This window comes from Corynebacterium sp. MSK012, from assembly GCF_030232435.1.
Taxonomy (GTDB): Bacteria; Actinomycetota; Actinomycetes; order Mycobacteriales; family Mycobacteriaceae; genus Corynebacterium; species Corynebacterium jeikeium_D.
In genome coordinates, this window is the sequence record NZ_JASPJU010000011.1 from 94,607 (window position 1) to 108,106 (window position 13,500).

The 13,500-nt window shown below is 58.7% G+C and carries 12 protein-coding genes; 8 read left to right on the top strand and 4 right to left on the bottom strand.

Features of this window, described 5'->3' with window-relative positions:
• Positions 1 to 16 precede the first annotated feature (16 nt).
• Entirely contained in the window at positions 17 to 1,621 is a 1,605-nt protein-coding gene (groL, locus tag QP977_RS08915; protein ID WP_048731527.1) for a chaperonin GroEL, read from the top strand.
• Between the two features lie 119 nt (positions 1,622 to 1,740).
• On the opposite strand, the gene QP977_RS08920 is transcribed toward groL, so the two are convergent.
• Positions 1,741 to 2,064 (bottom strand): WhiB family transcriptional regulator, encoded by a 324-nt coding sequence (locus QP977_RS08920; RefSeq protein WP_016422117.1) that lies wholly within the window; start codon positions 2,062 to 2,064, stop codon positions 1,741 to 1,743.
• A 137-nt stretch (positions 2,065 to 2,201) separates the two neighbouring features.
• Positions 2,202 to 2,570 carry a DUF5319 domain-containing protein gene (locus tag QP977_RS08925; RefSeq protein WP_038629374.1) on the bottom strand — a complete coding sequence of 123 codons (369 nt, stop codon included), beginning with the start codon at positions 2,568 to 2,570 and terminating at the stop codon, positions 2,202 to 2,204.
• Positions 2,571 to 2,833: 263 nt separating this feature from the next.
• On the opposite strand from QP977_RS08925, the gene guaB reads away from it, so the two are divergent.
• The 4 genes from guaB to guaA all read left to right on the top strand — a co-directional run bounded on the left by guaB (position 2,834) and on the right by guaA (position 9,018).
• The gene (gene guaB, locus QP977_RS08930) at positions 2,834 to 4,363 is read left to right on the top strand and encodes an IMP dehydrogenase (protein WP_016422119.1); all 1,530 of its coding nucleotides are present in this window, start codon (positions 2,834 to 2,836) and stop codon (positions 4,361 to 4,363) included.
• Between the two features lie 50 nt (positions 4,364 to 4,413).
• Positions 4,414 to 5,562, top strand: coding sequence for a GuaB3 family IMP dehydrogenase-related protein (locus QP977_RS08935; RefSeq protein ID WP_048731529.1), 1,149 nt, complete (start codon positions 4,414 to 4,416; stop codon positions 5,560 to 5,562).
• 119 nt (positions 5,563 to 5,681) lie between these two features.
• Entirely contained in the window at positions 5,682 to 7,430 is a 1,749-nt protein-coding gene (locus QP977_RS08940) for an FAD-dependent oxidoreductase (RefSeq protein WP_187406694.1), read from the top strand.
• A 13-nt stretch (positions 7,431 to 7,443) separates the two neighbouring features.
• Positions 7,444 to 9,018: a glutamine-hydrolyzing GMP synthase gene (guaA, locus tag QP977_RS08945; RefSeq protein ID WP_048731530.1), complete on the top strand. Its 1,575-nt coding sequence runs from the start codon at positions 7,444 to 7,446 to the stop codon at positions 9,016 to 9,018.
• Between the two features lie 4 nt (positions 9,019 to 9,022).
• Here guaA and QP977_RS08950 read toward each other — a convergent pair whose 3' ends face one another.
• The gene (locus QP977_RS08950; protein WP_016422123.1) at positions 9,023 to 9,784 is read right to left on the bottom strand and encodes a hypothetical protein; all 762 of its coding nucleotides are present in this window, start codon (positions 9,782 to 9,784) and stop codon (positions 9,023 to 9,025) included.
• 65 nt (positions 9,785 to 9,849) lie between these two features.
• On the opposite strand from QP977_RS08950, the gene QP977_RS08955 reads away from it, so the two are divergent.
• The 3 genes from QP977_RS08955 to QP977_RS08965 all read left to right on the top strand — a co-directional run bounded on the left by QP977_RS08955 (position 9,850) and on the right by QP977_RS08965 (position 12,731).
• Complete coding sequence (locus QP977_RS08955; RefSeq protein WP_070549744.1) at positions 9,850 to 10,155, top strand: antibiotic biosynthesis monooxygenase family protein; 306 nt, start codon at positions 9,850 to 9,852, stop codon at positions 10,153 to 10,155.
• A gap of 216 nt (positions 10,156 to 10,371) precedes the next feature.
• The gene (gene imuA' / locus QP977_RS08960) at positions 10,372 to 11,067 is read left to right on the top strand and encodes a DnaE2-dependent mutagenesis accessory factor ImuA' (RefSeq protein ID WP_187404336.1); all 696 of its coding nucleotides are present in this window, start codon (positions 10,372 to 10,374) and stop codon (positions 11,065 to 11,067) included.
• Positions 11,067 to 12,731 (top strand): Y-family DNA polymerase, encoded by a 1,665-nt coding sequence (locus QP977_RS08965; RefSeq protein WP_048731534.1) that lies wholly within the window; start codon positions 11,067 to 11,069, stop codon positions 12,729 to 12,731. The genes imuA' and QP977_RS08965 overlap by 1 nt, the downstream gene beginning before the upstream one ends.
• 40 nt (positions 12,732 to 12,771) lie before the next feature.
• Here QP977_RS08965 and QP977_RS08970 read toward each other — a convergent pair whose 3' ends face one another.
• Positions 12,772 to 13,452, bottom strand: a complete 681-nt coding sequence (locus tag QP977_RS08970; protein WP_187406695.1) for an AMIN-like domain-containing (lipo)protein — start codon at positions 13,450 to 13,452, stop codon at positions 12,772 to 12,774.
• Positions 13,453 to 13,500 lie beyond the last annotated feature (48 nt).

Genomic DNA, 13,500 nt, shown 5'->3' on the forward strand with positions numbered 1-13,500 from the left:
GAGGACGTACCCACACATGGCGAAGCTTATTGCTTTTAACGAAGAGGCTCGCGAAGGCCTCAAGCGCGGTGTGGACACGCTTGCCGACGCAGTCAAGGTCACGCTTGGCCCGAAGGGTCGCAACGTTGTCCTGGACAAGGCCTTCGGCGGTCCGCTGGTCACCAATGATGGTGTGACCATCGCCCGCGACATCGACGTTGAGGATCCGTTTGAGAACCTCGGCGCGCAGTTGGTTAAGTCCGTTGCGGTCAAGACCAATGACGTTGCCGGTGACGGTACTACTACCGCAACGCTGCTGGCACAGGCGCTGGTCCGCGAGGGTCTGCGCAACGTTGCAGCCGGCGCAAACCCGATTTCGCTGAACCGCGGTATTCACGCTGCATCCGACAAGGCGGTTGAGCTGCTGAAGCAGCGCGCCACCCCGGTCAGCAGCTCTGCTGCCATCGCACAGGTGGCAACCGTTTCCTCGCGCGACACTGAAATTGGTGACCTGGTTGCAGGTGCCATGGACAAGGTTGGCAAGGACGGCGTCGTCTCTGTGGAGGAGTCGCAGTCGATTGCCACCGAGCTGTCCGTGACCGAGGGCGTGTCTTTCAACAAGGGCTTCCTCTCGCCGTACTTCATTACCGACGTTGAGGCTCAGCAGGCAATTCTCGACGGTGCACAGGTGCTGCTGGTCCGCGAGAAGATTTCCTCCCTGCCAGAGTTCCTGCCGATTCTGGAGAAGATTGCCGAGTCCGGCAAGCCGACTCTGATCATGGCTGAGGATATCGAGGGCGAGGCTCTGTCCGCGCTGGTCATCAACGCTATGCGCAAGACCTTGAAGGTTGCCGCAGTGAAGGCACCGTACTTCGGTGACCGTCGTAAGGCGTTCATGGATGACCTGGCAGTTGTCACCGGTGCAACCGTCGTTACGGCTGACACTGGCATGCAGCTGAAGGACGTTGGACTTGAGGTGCTGGGTAACGCACGCCGCATCACCATTACCAAGGACGAGACCGTCCTAGTTGACGGTGCTGGCACCGCTGAGGCTGTGGAAGAGCGTCGTAACCAGATCCGTGCCGAGATTGAGCGCACTGACTCTGACTGGGATCGCGAGAAGCTGGAAGAGCGTCTGGCGAAGCTCTCTGGCGGTGTGGCTGTCATTAAGGTCGGCGCTGCTACCGAGACCGAGGTCAACGAGCGCAAGCTGCGTGTCGAGGATGCCATTAACGCTGCTCGTGCGGCAGCTCAGGAAGGCGTCATCGCCGGTGGCGGTTCCGTACTGGTGCAGATCTCCCGTGAACTCGAGGCATTCGCTGACGAGTTCGAGGGCGACGAGGCAGTCGGTGTCCGTGCAGTTGCCAAGGCTCTGACCCGTCCGGCTTTCTGGATTGCTGAGAATGCTGGTAAGGACGGTGCTGTCGTTGTCTACCACATTGGTGAGCTGGAGAACGGCAACGGCTACAACGCTGCTACTGACACTTACGAGAACCTGATTGAGTCCGGCGTCATCGACCCGGTCAAGGTCACTCACTCCGCAGTCGTCAACGCAACCTCCGTGGCGCGTATGCTGCTGACCACCGAGGCTTCCGTTGTGGATAAGCCGGAAGAAGAACCACAGCACGATCACGCTCACTAATCGCAAGTGTGCTAGTGCCCTGGCCTTTGGCACGTAAAATGCTCCCCACCTTTCAATCTGAGGGTGGGGAGCATTTTGGGTTTTATGTGAACTGGCTGGAGTCCGAGAGAGGAGAGGGACTACATGGCAGTAACTAGAACGCGTTCAAGTTCGCGTTCACGTGCGGCCGGCTTAGCTCGAAGGATTTCATTTCGTTCAGATTCGCTGAGACCGCCCCAGACACCGTATGGCTCACCAACCTTGAGTGCGTGACTACGGCACTGCATAAGAACAGGGCAAGAACGGCAGATAGCCTTCGCACGGGCTTCACGCAGGCTGCGTGCGCGTCCGCGCTCGCCTTCCGGGTGGAAGAAGGTCGCGGAGTCCTGCCCGCGGCAAGAGCCGTGCAGCTGCCAATCCCACAAATCCGCATTGGGCCCGGGCAAGTGGTCGATGTACGTCATCGGAATTGATGTCTCCTTCATTGAGCTTTCTTGAAGCAGTGAGCTCAAGTGTGGAGGCCAACAATGAACGGTTGGTAAACCTAAGGAGGCCAGCCGGGATACTACGCAAACAATTCCGTCAAACTCTTACCAAATTTTTAGAAACGGCCAGGTCGTCGAGAACGCAGACCGTCGACAAAGCCTGCGCAGTAGTCCCATGGGGCGTAACGGGAGGGGTCTGGATCGAATTGTGGCTCGTGAACCGGAGATGCCTGTCCAGACAGGAGCATCAGGTAGTGGTTTTCCAAAACCTCCCAGTTATAAAAGTGCTCGTCACCGCAGTCCTCACACAACATGCAGACGCCCAGTAATCCCTCTGGGCTCAAAGCGGTGCGGAATAGGCGAACTGCGGCCAGATCTTCAAGAACCTCTCGACGTTCCTGGTCTGTCAGTGGAGCAAACGGCTCATCCGGCTCGAGAAAGCTTGCCGGGTCATTGGGATCTCCTTCGAACGGATCCCGCGGCATGGATGAGAAAAAGTTGTGGTTCACAACCACTACCGTAACAGCTCTGTACGGCAATCCTGTCGATTGGCGATGCACTTAGTTGGGGTTTAGTTCACCTTGGAATAACCCTCAGCTAGCTTTCGGCTAACCCTTGTCGGGCACCTGTCGCTCCGCCTAATTGTCGCGTTTCATCACTGAAGGACTACCCTGTATATAACGTTTGGCAACCACGAAGCGATAGCGCCCCTGGCCGGATGTCGGCAAGGGTGGAGCAGGAGGAGTCCATGACCAACCCCACGGGAATTAGCCTCGGCGGAGACAATCCCAACAAGATTCCACTAGTCGGCCTTACATTCGATGACGTCCTGCTGCTGCCGGATGCTTCGGACGTTATCCCCTCCGGCGTTGATACTTCGACGCAGCTCACTCGTGAGCTGCGTCTGAACATTCCGGTTGTGTCCGCTGCTATGGACACCGTCACCGAGGCCCGCATGGCTGTTGCTATGGCCCGCCAGGGCGGTATGGGTATCCTGCACCGCAACCTGTCCATTGAGGAGCAGGCGCAGCAGGTCGAGATTGTGAAGCGCTCTGAGGCTGGCATGGTGTCCGACCCGGTGACCTGTTCCCCGGATGACACCATCGCCGAAGTAGATGCCAAGTGCGCTCGTTACCGCATCTCGGGCCTGCCGGTCGTCGACAAGGACGGCAAGCTGGTCGGTATCTGCACCAACCGCGACATGCGTTTTGAGGCAGACCTGAACCGCAAGGTTTCCGAAATCATGACCCCGATGCCGCTGGTCGTGGCTGAGCAGGGTGTGTCTGGCGATGCGGCGCTGAACCTGCTGCGCGCTCACAAGGTGGAGAAGCTGCCGATCGTCGATGGCGAAGGCCGCCTGACTGGTCTGATTACCGTCAAGGACTTCGTCAAGAAGGATCAGTACCCGAATGCTTCCAAGGATGGTTCCGGCCGTCTGCTGGTCGGTGCTGGCATCGGTACCGGCGAGGACTCCTGGAAGCGCGCGCACGCATTGGCTGACGCAGGCGTAGACGTGCTCGTTGTTGATACCGCTCACGCCCACAACTCAGGTGTACTTGAGATGGTCTCCCGCGTTAAGAAGGAATTCGGCGAGAACATCCAGATTATCGGCGGCAACCTGGCTACCCGTGGCGCTGCACAGGCCATGATTGACGCGGGTGCAGATGCCATCAAAGTCGGTATCGGCCCAGGCTCGATTTGCACCACTCGCGTTGTCGCAGGTGTGGGCGCCCCGCAGATCACCGCCATCATGGAAGCCTCTGTCGCAGCTAAGAAGGCTGGCGTTCCGATTATCGCCGATGGCGGTATGCAGTTCTCCGGCGACATCGCCAAGGCTCTGGCAGCCGGGGCATCCTCCGTCATGCTCGGTTCGATGCTGGCCGGTACCGCTGAGGCTCCGGGTGAGGTCACCTTCGTCAACGGCAAGCAGTACAAGATGTACCGTGGCATGGGCTCGCTGGGTGCCATGCAGGGCCGCGGCCTGACCGGTGAGAAGCGCTCCTACTCCAAGGACCGCTACTTCCAGGCTGATGTCAAGAGCGAAGAGAAGCTGGTTCCGGAAGGCATTGAGGGTCGTGTTCCGTTCCGCGGCAGTATCGACTCCATCGTTCACCAGCTGGTCGGTGGTCTGCGTGCAGCTATGGGCTACACCGGTTCCGCTACCGTCGAGCAGCTGCACGACGCACAGTTCGTCCAGATCACCGCTGCAGGCCTGCGCGAGTCGCACCCGCACGATATCCAGATGACTGTCGAAGCGCCGAACTACTACCAGCGCTAAACTGGCTTAGTCGAGTTAAATTCCACGGAAAGGGCATGTGAGGAAAGCTCATGCGCGACATCGTTGAAATCGGTATTGGCCGCGAGGCACGCCGGACCTACGAGTTGGACGATATTGCACTCGTTCCCACTCGGCGTACCCGGTCGTCCAAGGACGTCGATACCTCCTGGCGAATTGACGCCTACGATTTCGAACTCCCGATGATGATGCATCCGACAGATGCCATCGCCAGCCCGGAATCCGTCGCTGAGTTTGCTCGCCTGGGCGGTTTGGCGGTTCTCAACGCCGAGGGTATCTGGGCCCGTCACGCCGATGCGCAGGACAAGATCGCCGAGCTGGTGGAGTTGGCAAAGAATGCCGCCACCAAGCGTGAATCCGAGGCAGCGAACCGCAAGCTGCAGGAACTGCACTCTGCTCCAATTGATACTGACCTGTTGGTTGAGCGCATCAAGGAGATTCGCGCAACCGGCGCGATTACTGCAGTTCGTGTCTCCCCGCAGCATGCCCGTGAGCTGGCTCCGCTGGCTATCAAGGCCGGCATCGACTTGTTGGTTATCCAGGGCACGCTGATTTCCGCAGAGCATGTCACGGCTCAGGGTGAACCGCTAAACCTCAAGGACTTCATCGGCAGCCTGGACGTTCCAGTTATCGCCGGTGGCGTTGTCGACTACCAGACTGCGCTGCATCTGATGCGTTCAGGCGCAGCTGGTGTGATTGTCGGTACGGGCTTTACGACGTCCCCGGATGCGCTCGGTATCGATGTGCCAATGGCTACCGCTATTGCGGATGCTGCAGCTGCTCGTAAGGACTACCTCGATGAGACCGAGGGGCGTTACGTCCACATCATTGCCGATGGCGGCATTGATACCGTCGGTGACATCGCCAAGGCAATCGCCTGCGGTGCGGATGCTGTGGCACTGTCCAGTGTGCTGGCAACCGTCCACGAAGCTCCGGGGCAGGGCTACGCCTGGCCGTCTGTTGCGGCACATCCGAAGTACCCGCGCGGTGCGGTGTGGCCGGTCGTCGACGATGAGAAGGAATTGGTCAGCCTGGAAGAGGCTCTGTTTGGCCCTTCCGCTTCGCCGTTCGGTGACCGCAATCTCGCCGGTGGCCTGCGTCGCGCAATGGCCAAGTGCGGCTTTACCAACCTGAAGTCCTTCCACCGCGTTGAGCTGTCGGTACGTCCAAAGGGTTTTTAATTAAAGTAATCGGATAGTTTTTTCGCAAAACTACCTTACTGAAAAGCCACCTCCGCTTAGGGTTAGGAACATGAGTTCCGCGCATTAGCGTTACGCCCTTAGAGAAGGTGGCTTTTCCCATGAGTAAACAACGTGATTTCGATGTTGTAATCGTCGGTTCCGGTTTCGGTGGTTCTGTTTCTGCTTTGCGGTTGACTGAAAAGGGCTACCGAGTGGCAGTTCTCGAAGCTGGTCGACGGTTCGAAGATAAAGACTTTGCCAAGACCAGCTGGCGGCTTCACAAGTACCTGTGGGCTCCTAAGCTGGGACTCTTTGGTGTCCAGCGTGTGCACATGTTGAAAGATGTCATGATTCTCGCTGGTGCCGGCGTCGGCGGTGGTTCTCTTAACTACGCAAACACTCTGTATAAGCCGGGCACCGAGTACTTCCAGCACCGTCAGTGGGGGCACATTACCGACTGGGAGTCAGAACTCACTCCGCACTATGACAATGCATCTCGCATGCTCGGGGTGGTCACCAACCCATCCGACACGCCTGCCGACGTCGTCATGCGTGAGGTAGCCGAAGATATGGGTGTGGGCCATACTTTCCGCTCGACTCCGGTGGGTGTGTTCTTTGGCGCCAAGACCGGTGGTCAGGGTGCGCCGGGGCAAACAGTTTCCGATCCTTACTTCGGGGGGATTGGCCCGGACCGTACTGCTTGTACGGAATGTGGTGAGTGCATGACTGGTTGCCGTCACAATGCTAAGAACACCCTGGTTAAGAACTACCTCTACTTGGCGGAGAAGTTTGGTGCGCAGGTCTTTGACCGCACTACCGTTACCGGTCTGCATCCTCAGGCTGATGGCTCCTGGGTTATTGACACTGAGCGCACTGGTCGTTGGGTAGCTAAGGGCAAGCAGCAGTTTAGCGCTAAGCGCGTCATTCTCGCCGCCGGTGCATGGGGCACCCAGAATTTGCTGCATCGCCAGCAGGCCGATGGGCACTTGCCGCTGCTGCCGAAGTCTTTGGGCAAGCTGACCCGCACTAACTCCGAGGCTATTTTGGGCGCGATGGGTACGAAGGTGGACCCGGAAAATGACTTCTCTAACGGTGTAGCCATCACTTCGTCATTCTTCCCAGATGAGGACACCCATATCGAGCCAGTGCGCTATGGCAAGGGTTCTAATGCCATCGCAATGCTGCAGATGATTATGACCGAAGGAGGTCGTGCAACTCCGCGTTGGCTGCAGGCTGTGGGAACCGTCGTAAAGCATCCTAACTACCTGACGCAGCTCGTGAATCTGCGTAAGTGGTCGCAGCGCACCGTGATTTCTCTGGTGATGCAGAATCGCGACAACTCGATTACGACGTACCTGCAAAAGATCGGGCCGGTGCGTTTCCTGATGAGTAAGCAGGGCGAGGGGGAGCCGAATCCGACGTGGATTCCGTCGGGTAACGAAGCTACGCAACGTGCGGCGGACAAGCTCAGTGCACGTGGTCGGAATGGTCGTGTGCTGGCTGGGGGCACTATCGGTGAGTTGGCAAACATTCCTTTGACAGCTCACTTCATTGGCGGCGCAACGATTTCGGATTCACCCGAAAACGGCGTTGTTGATCCGTACTTGCGTGTGTGGGGTTACCCGACGCTCTCGATTCACGACGGTTCGGCGATGGCAGCCAACCCGGGAGTGAACCCGTCACTGTCGATTTCCGCGAATGCGGAGCGTGCAACGTCGCTGTGGCCGAATAAGGGTGAGGAAGATCTGCGTCCGGCGCAGGGTGACTCCTACGTGCGCCTGGATCCGATTGCTCCGGTGAACCCGGCTGTGCCGGAAGATGCTCCGGCTGCACTGAACCTGGGTATGCCTGCAGTCCGTAAGTCTTGATAAGCTTTAGGGCGTGTCTGAACAGGTGACTAAGCCCGTCCTCGTCGTGGACTTCGGTGCGCAGTATGCGCAGCTCATCGCGCGACGTGTGCGCGAGGCAAAAATTTATTCCGAAGTGGTCTCGCATGATGCGACGACCGAAGAAATTAAGGCCAAGAACCCGGCTGCGCTGGTGCTGTCCGGAGGCCCGTCCAGTGCCTACGCCGAAGGTGCCCCGAAGCTCAACCCAGAGTGGCTTGAGCTGGGCATTCCGGTGTTTGGTATTTGCTACGGCTTCCAGGCGATGACTGAGGTGCTCGGCGGCACGATTGCTGCTACCGGTGACCGTGAGTACGGCCGCACGCAGCTGAACGTCGTCGACGGTGGCGGTGTCGCTCACACTGGTGTGCCGGAGACACACGAGGTGTGGATGAGCCACGGTGACGCGGTGTCTAAGGCACCGGAGGGCTTCACCGTTACGGCGTCCACCAAGGGTGCTCCGGTAGCGGCTTTCGAGTGCTTGGAAAAGCGCATGGCCGGTGTGCAGTACCACCCGGAGGTCAACCACTCGCCGTATGGTCAGCAGGTTCTGGAGAAGTTCCTGTATGAGATTGCTGGCCTGGAGCCGGACTGGACTGCCGCTAACATCGCGGAAGAGCTGATTGAGCAGGTCCGTAATCAGGTCGGTGAGACCGGTCGCGCAATTTGCGGTCTGTCTGGCGGCGTTGACTCCGCAGTTGCCGCCGCACTTGTGCAACGCGCTATTGGTGACCGTCTGACCTGTGTCTTCGTCGACCATGGGCTGCTGCGCCAGGGCGAGCGCGAGCAGGTTGAGAAGGATTTCGTTGCCGCAACTGGTGCGAAGCTGATTACCGTCGACGATTCCAAGGTCTTCCTGGATGCTCTGGCTGGTATCACCGATCCGGAGACCAAACGTAAGACCATCGGCCGTGAGTTCATCCGCTCCTTCGAGCGCGCTGTCGCACAGGCGCTGGAGGGCGCTCCGGAGGGCGAGACCGTGGACTTCCTGGTCCAGGGCACCCTGTACCCGGATGTGGTTGAGTCCGGTGGCGGTTCTGGTACCGCCAACATTAAGAGCCACCACAACGTCGGCGGTCTGCCGGATGACGTTGAGTTCACCCTCGTTGAGCCGCTGCGCCTGCTGTTTAAGGACGAGGTCCGTGCGGTCGGTCGCGAACTGGGGCTGCCGGAAGAAATCGTCGCTCGCCAGCCGTTCCCGGGTCCGGGTCTTGGTATCCGCATCATCGGCGCTGTCGATGAGGGGCGTCTGGATACCCTCCGCCGCGCCGACGCCATTGCACGCGAGGAAATGACGGCCGCAGGTATGGACGAGGTTGTCTGGCAGTGCCCGGTCGTCCTGCTTGCCGACGTCCGCTCGGTTGGTGTCCAGGGTGATGGTCGTACTTATGGCCACCCAATCGTGCTGCGCCCGGTTTCCTCTGAGGATGCGATGACCGCTGACTGGACTCGTGTTCCCTACGATACGCTGGAGAAAATCTCCACTCGTATCACCAACGAGGTGCCTGAGGTCAACCGCGTGGTCCTGGATGTGACTTCCAAGCCACCGGGAACCATTGAGTGGGAGTAAGCCACTAGTTGGCAAGGGCCGTGTCTGTGAGTTGTGCAAACTCGCGGGCACGGCCCTTTTCCGTCAGGGCCGAATTGTTCTTGGCGATGGTGATGCGCTTATCGGCGGCTAGGGTGTGGAGAGCTGCGCTCACGGTATCGTCGTCAAGCATGGCGAAATAGGGGAGCTGGTCGGTGAAGAAGACGTAGCCGTCGCGTAGACGTGCGATGAAGAGGACTGTGAGGATGCGGGCCTCTGGTGAGTCGGCGGGGTAGGGGCAGCGCTGGGCGAAATTGTCAGGAAGATGCGCGGCGAGAGGGAGGAATCCGAATTGCCGCGGCAGGATTGCGCAGGTAGCGGTGATGGCGGACAGAACTAGGGTCATTATGCAGGCGACCGGTGTAGAGGAAATTCGTTCGGCGACGGCGGCAATGATCCATGCTCCGGGGAAGATGAGCAGCACGCTTATACTGCTATTCCACGAGATGTCGTTTGGTGACTCACGCATCGGCTCTGCGAAGTAGGAGGGCCGAGTTTCTTTGGTGGGTGTTTTTGCCTGGCGCACGAAAAGTGTGGTGCCGATGAGTACCAGTAAAAGCGCTATCATGATCCACCAGCCAATGGAGCCGATGATGTGGGCTTTAAGCAATGCGAGCAGTGCGATCACTGCGGTGGTGACGCCAATTGCCGTCCCCAGGCGCACGGGACTATTGATAAATTTTGTCGTGCGTTCGGCCCCGTCTTGGTAAGAGCCTGAAGAGTGTTGGTGCCGGCTGGAATCTGTCATACTTCTTAATTTTAGTAGCGATGGAACTATAGATTGTTGAGAGTTGTGTGGCTAGTGTTATGACCATGAGCATTGTAAAAATTAACGCTATTACCGTTCCTGAGGGTTCGGGAGAAGAGCTCGAACGTCGCTTTTCCGCAAACTCTTCAAAGATGAGCGATGTGCCGGGCTTCATTGGTTTCCAGCTGCTGCGTCCAACTGCAGGAGAGAGCCGCTACTTTGTCTTTACCGAGTGGGAGAGCGAGGAGGCCTACCAGGGGTGGCGTGAGGGCCGTGCCTTCAAGGCTTCGCATGAGGGCGAAAAGCGCAAGCCGGTGTCGTCGTCGGCTGATTTGCTCGAATTCGATGTAGTTCTCGATGTGAAGGCCTAAGTAGTACGAAATGTAGTACTCGGCTGAGGTTAGAGCGTCGCGCGGTGGTGTGCGGCGCTTTTCTTCGCACATTAATATCGAACGTACATTCTATTTAGGGTAGTGTTTAATCCGCTTGTTGGGAAAGAATATTCGAGCAGTGTTCGTGGTGGGCAGGGCAGTGGGGATGGCAGTGAGATGGCAGTGGGATAGCAGCGGGATGAGGTGGAACAAGAAGTGACAACGGCGGTCAATATTGCTGCGGGGCAGTCTAAGGAACAGACTATTGCGGCATTGCGGCAGGCGATGGCAGCCCAGTCTGGTGGGACTGCAACTGGTGCAACCTTTGGGCTCGGTGAGGCTCTGCCGGTGCCGGAGGCGTTGGAAAATACGTTGGCGGGAGCAGTGCGAAAAGGGGCTGTCAGTGTCATTGAACAGCCCGGTGCGGTATTGGCAGGTCTAATCGCGGAAGTTACGAAGACAGGTCATGTTGCGCTAGTTGGACTCGCTGAACAGGGGTTGCTCTCCGTGGTGGAGTTGGGCGGGAAGCTATCGAACATTGTCTGTGTGCCAGATCCTGGAATGCAGCCGCTTGAAGTAATTGGGCTGTTGGCGGGCGGCGTTGACTTGGTGGTGGCTTCGTTGGCGCGCACTCCGCCGCCGTCGCAGGCACGTCCGCTGCAGGCACGACTGCGCACGAGTGGTTGTGCTCTGGTTTTTGTCGGGCAGCAGTGGCCGGGCGCTGCTGCGGAAATTTCCAGCTCTGTCGCTGGTGTTTCCGGGCTTGGCACTGGTTATGGCCGGATTCGAGCAGTGGATTACCAAGTCAGTGTGTCGGGGACGCGGTTTCCGCGGAGGCAGTGCCGTTGGCGGGTGGGGGAACAGGTGGAACAGAACAATGTGGTCGCGTTTCCCGCGCAGAGGAGGTCCTAGTGGTAGCGGCGGAATCGAGCCGTGTGGTGGCGCTATGGCTTCCTGATTGGCCAGTGCAGGCAGCACATCTAGCATCTGTGACGTCGCAGGCTAATCCGCTCAGTCCAGTTGCGATTGTGGGTGATAGCGGAGTAGCTGCTTGTTCTCCGAGTGCGCGCCGTGCAGGGGTACGGCGCGGGCAAAGCCGTCGCCATGCGGAAGCGTTGTGCCCGGAGCTGGAGGTTGTCGAGGAAAGTGCGGTGCGCGACGCTGCAGAATTCGAGTCCGTGCTGCAACGGTTGGAGGCGGTGGCAGCTGGGGTCGAAGCTCTACGGCCAGGCTTGGCGGTTGTGGCAGCGCGAGGGGTAATGCGTTATTACGGCGGACAGGATGTGGCCTTGGAAAAGCTGCTTGATGCCGCTGCGGTACCGGGCGTGGACTGCAGCTTGGGGCTCGCGGACGATATTGTGACAGCTATTTTGGCAGCGCGCAGGGGAGTGCTGGTAGCTCCCGGGGAAGATGAAGGCAAAAGATTTCGGCAGGGAATCTCTCTGGTGGAGCTGAGGGCGGAAAGTGCACTGGAGATGCCCGCAGAGCTTGCGAAGTCGTGGCAGGAACTCGGCCTGCGCACATTGGGGGATGTCGCTGCGTTACCGAAGCGGGATATAGCCAACAGGTTTGGGGCGCAGGGGGCTAGATGGCACGATTTGGCCTGCCGTGGGGAAGTGCGGTTGGTGGCGCCGCGATCTTTGCCGCCAGGACTGGCGGTGAGCTACCAGTCTTGGGAGAGTCCACTCCGAAGAGTGGATGAGGCCTCATTCGTCGCGCGCTTTCTAGCTGGGCAACTGCATGAAAAACTTTTTAACCATGGGTATTCGTGTTACCGCTTAGCGGTGGTGGCGCAATTTAGTGACGGCTCAGAGGTGCGCAGAGTATGGCGCTGCACTGAGCCACTGGCAGAACAGACTACGGCTGACAGGGTTCGGTGGCAGCTCGATGGCTGGCTGAATAACAGGAATCGGCAGCAGCCACGAGGAGGCAGCGGCACTGTTGCTGGAACTGTTGACGGCGCTGAGGAAAATGATGGAGATGACAGCCGCGGAATTGTAGAGCTGCAGTTAGAGCCACTGGATGTGGTCGCCGCCGGTACTGTAAAACAGGATCTGTGGCACGGCAGCGATGATGCGCGAGCCAAAGCGCGCCGGGCTGCCGAGCGTGTGCAGGGGTTACTGGGGTCAGAGGCAGTACAGCAACCAATCATGCAGGGCGGGCGTGGCCCAGGAGAAAGAGTGGGATTTGTCGCTTTCGGAGAAAAACCCAAAAGCACAAAAACCGCGGAAAATAATCAGCCGTGGCCGGGAGCCGTTCTTGCCCCCAATCCGGCAACTATTCCCGCGACTGCTAATGCTGAGGTGGAAGTGCTCGATGCCAATGGGCAGACCGTGGGCGTAACTGGGCGAGCGACCATGACGGCGGAACCATCTCTGGTGCGGCATGGAGTGACAACGTACCGCGTGTCATCGTGGGCTGGGCCCTGGCCGATTGATGAGCGCTGGTGGGTGCCCGATGAGGCTCGTCGAGCGGCAAGAATACAAATCCGTGCGATGGCGAATGACGGTACCATCGCCGCCTGGTTGCTCATAGGGCATGCCGGCGCATGGAGAATCGAGGGGGCTTACGCGTAGAGGCGTAGCGAGGGGCCGGCACCGGGGATGGGCAACCCGATTACTTCGATTGGAAGTCAATAACCAGGCGGTTCGGATTGCTCAACGAGAAAACCTTGAATGGGGTCTTATCTCCCTTGAGCCCGACGACATACTGAGTCTGTCCCTCGAAGGTGCCGGCGCCGACGACTTCCTTAATAACGGAAGTCGATGTCGGCTTGACCGGGTCAGAGGGGAAGTCCTCCATCTGGAAATCAAAGGGGTAACCCATGCCCCGCAAGTCGATTACCAGCTTGGCTGTGCCGTCGACCGAAATCGGTTTGCCGGAGCCCTGTTGGGTCGGCACATCCTCGTAACGGACGAAATATCCCGGAGTGCCCTCGCCCGTGAGTTCAAAGACAATGCGGTCGTAACCGTCGTGGGAACCGACACGAACATCTTCAATACCCAAGTAAGCGCCATCGGAAGGGGCAGCTTCTGAGGAGGAACTATTGAAATCGCCCTCCGGAGCAGCATCGTCATCCATGGTGGTTTGCGCTGCCGCAGACGAGCTAGTGGAGCTGCTAGAGCTGCTTGACAAATCGGAGGTGCCAGCGGTTGAGTCAGTCTTCATAGACACTGCAGCAGCCGAGTCTGGGGATGAGTCAGAGGAGCAAGCGCCGAGAGCCAGGCCCAATGCGAGGCACAGGGATGCCGCGATACGGGTACGGTTGCGCGAAGCATCCAGCGATTTCGTATTCATACGTCTGACGGTATGTGCGCAGTTGCGGAATTTCAACAAGCTGAACTA

Coding starts and splice junctions, on each gene's coding strand:
- QP977_RS08955 (WP_070549744.1), top strand. CDS start 9,850: ATGAGCATTGTAAAAATTAACGCTATTACCGTTCCTGAGGGTTCGGGA.
- QP977_RS08920 (WP_016422117.1), bottom strand. CDS start 2,064: ATGACGTACATCGACCACTTGCCCGGGCCCAATGCGGATTTGTGGGAT.
- QP977_RS08925 (WP_038629374.1), bottom strand. CDS start 2,570: ATGCCGCGGGATCCGTTCGAAGGAGATCCCAATGACCCGGCAAGCTTT.
- guaB (WP_016422119.1), top strand. CDS start 2,834: ATGACCAACCCCACGGGAATTAGCCTCGGCGGAGACAATCCCAACAAG.
- QP977_RS08940 (WP_187406694.1), top strand. CDS start 5,682: ATGAGTAAACAACGTGATTTCGATGTTGTAATCGTCGGTTCCGGTTTC.
- QP977_RS08935 (WP_048731529.1), top strand. CDS start 4,414: ATGCGCGACATCGTTGAAATCGGTATTGGCCGCGAGGCACGCCGGACC.
- groL (WP_048731527.1), top strand. CDS start 17: ATGGCGAAGCTTATTGCTTTTAACGAAGAGGCTCGCGAAGGCCTCAAG.
- QP977_RS08950 (WP_016422123.1), bottom strand. CDS start 9,784: ATGACAGATTCCAGCCGGCACCAACACTCTTCAGGCTCTTACCAAGAC.
- QP977_RS08970 (WP_187406695.1), bottom strand. CDS start 13,452: ATGAATACGAAATCGCTGGATGCTTCGCGCAACCGTACCCGTATCGCG.